The organism is Halobellus sp. H-GB7 (genome assembly GCF_030848585.1).
Classification (GTDB): domain Archaea; phylum Halobacteriota; class Halobacteria; order Halobacteriales; family Haloferacaceae; genus Haloquadratum; species Haloquadratum inordinatus.
In genome coordinates, this window is sequence record NZ_JAVDDW010000024.1 from 1 (window position 1) to 3022 (window position 3022).

The 3022-nt window shown below is 51.0% G+C and carries 2 protein-coding genes and 1 pseudogene; all 3 read left to right on the plus strand.

What is annotated here, in order from left to right; all coding sequences use genetic code 11:
- Positions 1 to 199, plus strand: a pseudogene (locus tag RBH22_RS17670) (IS5/IS1182 family transposase); the annotation flags it as partial.
- Between the two features lie 122 nt (positions 200 to 321).
- Positions 322 to 1350 (plus strand): glycosyltransferase, encoded by a 1029-nt coding sequence (locus RBH22_RS17675; RefSeq protein ID WP_306678719.1) that lies wholly within the window; start codon positions 322 to 324, stop codon positions 1348 to 1350.
- A gap of 475 nt (positions 1351 to 1825) precedes the next feature.
- Positions 1826 to 2824, plus strand: a complete 999-nt coding sequence (locus RBH22_RS17680) for an IS110 family transposase (protein WP_306678721.1) — start codon at positions 1826 to 1828, stop codon at positions 2822 to 2824.
- Positions 2825 to 3022: the final 198 nt, after the last annotated feature.

Here is a 3022-nt window from a genome sequence, read left to right on the forward strand (position 1 = left end):
GAGGCCGTTGACGCTAGGACACAACGCACTCATCCGGGCAAAAGGCTACTCTCAGCGCTGGATGGCCGAAACTTCGTATTCGACAACGAAGCGCTCGCTCGGCGATGCCGTGCGAGCGCTCGGCTGGTATCGACAGTTCCGTGAAATCGTCCTGATGTTCGCCATCTCGAACATAGAACCGCTCTGTGAGCCACTCTAACCGTGACTCAGCATCTATTCAACACGGCAGTTTATGACACTTTCTGCTTGGTTCAATGCTACTAACACGACTAATCCAAGTCAATAAAAAAATATATGTGTTGAATTCCCCTTTCAGGACGTATGAAAATTGGATATTTTTGTTATAATCTCTCAGGCACTGGCCCTCGGACTAGGGCCAAAGATGTCATAAATGGTATCGCTGAGAATACTGATATCGAGGTCGTCGTCTTGACTAATGAACCTAGACTGGTCAGTGACAGAGCTGAAGCTATCGAAATATCTCTGCGAAATATCATTCGGGCGGCTTGGTTGACGAGACGTATGTTCTCGGATGTTGATGTAGTACAGGTCCCGATCAATATCTATCAAGTCTTGTTCGTACGATTCTTTTATTCTGGTCCACTCGTCGCAGGTGTTGGTCCAGGAATCCAACCAACTCACCGTCATAGGTTATTGGGACGACTATTGGGTATTGATAAAAAGATCACCGTTCACGATAAGGTGACAATTTGGGGTGAGTCGGGATACAGTACAGAACCAGTAACAGCCACTATTAACCGCAACGTATTCTATCCCTTTGACTCCGAGGAAAGAAAACGTACGAGACATGAGCTTGGTCTCAACGATGACGCAGACGTTATTCTGTATGTTGGTGAATTAAATAAGGAATACGGTGCCGAAATTATCGGAGAGATGGCTAAATTGGCTAGCGAAGATGATACACTTAAATTTATTGTTGTAGGAGATGGAAAGTTGAGAGAGAACTTCGAAGACCGGGACGACCTCCGTTACGAGGGATTTGTCGACAATAACCAACTTCCAATTTATTACAATGCGGCTGATATAACAGTAGGTCCCCGAAAAACGGATGTTACCTCCAACGTCGGCTTGGAATCCATCGCGTGTGGAACGCCGTTTATTACCACAGCAGATGGATACATCAAGGAGTTTTTTGAGGACCGCAAGACGTACGTATGGGCTGAGAGAACACCTGAGAAAGTTCTTAATACAGCCAAATCGTTACTAGAGAACGATAAAGAGTACAAGAGACAAGTAGAACGGGGATTAAATACATTTGATGATATGTCTCTCACTCTCGAATCAGCTATTGATACTCATATCAAGGTTTACGACGAATTGACTCAATAAATATCTACGCTCTTGGGCACCGTTCAGATAAGGTCAAAGAGTGAGGCAGATGTAGTTTCTTGGTGCCTATGACAGGAACTAGCCACCTCACCGTATTTAGCGACTGGCCAGAGTTACCATTTGCGGAGCGAGAGTCGACACCTGAGTCTCAGTACCTCACAAAGCCGGTTCGTTGAAACGTCTGCTTGCTGCGAATGTGCCTAGCAAACAGCAGCAAGCAGACAGTGAAATCCACGAGGACCTGCTCTGTTGACTTGATGGAAACGCTGCTACCCTAAGAGAGCGTGAACCAAGATATGGGGCGCAAGAGACCGACCGCTATTCCGTGCCATAGAACACGTTCTGTTGACTGGTCCGTGTGCGAAAGAAGCCGAGTTATGGGCGTGACAGCCCGGATGCCGCGCCGCGCGGCATCCGGGAAAGCCCGAATAGGTGAATCTCTGCTTCACGCACTGGCGTCCCGGGTGAACAGACTATGTACCTCGGAATTGATGTCCACAAACGGTACGCACAGGTGGCAGTGATGGATGAGGCTGGGAAGATTGTCGAAGAGGTTCGCGTCGAGAACGCGAACCTCGACGACCTCGCCCAGCGGTACGCCGGCGCACAAGCTGTGCTTGAGGCGACCTCCAACTACTACCACATCCACGATACGCTGTCGGAGCACTTGGATGTGACCGTTGCTCATCCCAAAAAAATCAACCAGATCGCAGACACCGACAAGAAAACTGACCGCGTCGACGCCAAAGAACTCGCGCGAATGTTGCGGCTGAATTCGGTGCCTGAAAGCTATGTTCCGACCGAGGAAGTGAGGGAAGCCCGCGCACTCGTGCGCGGGCGACAAACGTTGGTCGAAAATCGTACCAAGTACGCCAACAAAGTCCACGGACCCCTCTCCGATCACAGTATCACTGAAGACGTGAAACCACTGACTGCGAAGGGACGAGAGTTCCTGCGGGAACTCTCGCTCCCGACGCCGTTCGACGCGTTGCTTGAGTCGTATCTCGACCTGATCGAGTCGCTCACCGACGAGATTCAGAAGCTCGAGAAGACGATTGAAGAACGCGCTGGGTCTCTGAAGGAGACCCAGCTGCTGATGACGATTCCTGGCGTGAGTTACTATACGGCGTTGACGATCTATGCGGAGTTAGGCGACATCGACCGGTTTGACGGAGACAAGGAGGTGGTTAGTTACGTCGGATTGAATCCGGTGATCCGCGAGTCAGGCGACTCGCGGATCGAAGGGAGCATCTCGAAACGTGGATCAGGTCGTGTAAGATGGCTGCTCGTCCGAGCAGCTAATACTGCAGTCCATACGTGTAACGACGAGTATCTGGGTCGGTTCTATGACCGGTTAGCAAGCCGGAAAAACTCACAGAAAGCAATCGTAGCGGCAGCTCGGAAGATGCTGGTGTCGATCTACCATATGCTTGATCGAGGAGACGTATACGATCCACCTGGTGTGAGCGCATAGACGAGGGAACTGAGGGCCGCCCGCTTGGCGGCCCTCAGTGGCCGGCCGAGGCCCTTCGTAGCGTCAGCTATCGCTAGACAGCGACCGCACCGCATCACGAGCAGGACCGCCTGTCAGCTGTGGGAATAGCAGATTCCAAGACGGCGTAATCATTTTGTCGCCAGCGGTGGTTTGTCCGGGTAGCAGCGTTTCCATAGG

Bases quoted from the DNA above. Each gene is read 5' to 3' on its own strand.
- RBH22_RS17675 (WP_306678719.1), top strand. From the start codon at position 322: ATGAAAATTGGATATTTTTGTTATAATCTCTCAGGCACTGGCCCTCGG.
- RBH22_RS17680 (WP_306678721.1), top strand. From the start codon at position 1,826: ATGTACCTCGGAATTGATGTCCACAAACGGTACGCACAGGTGGCAGTG.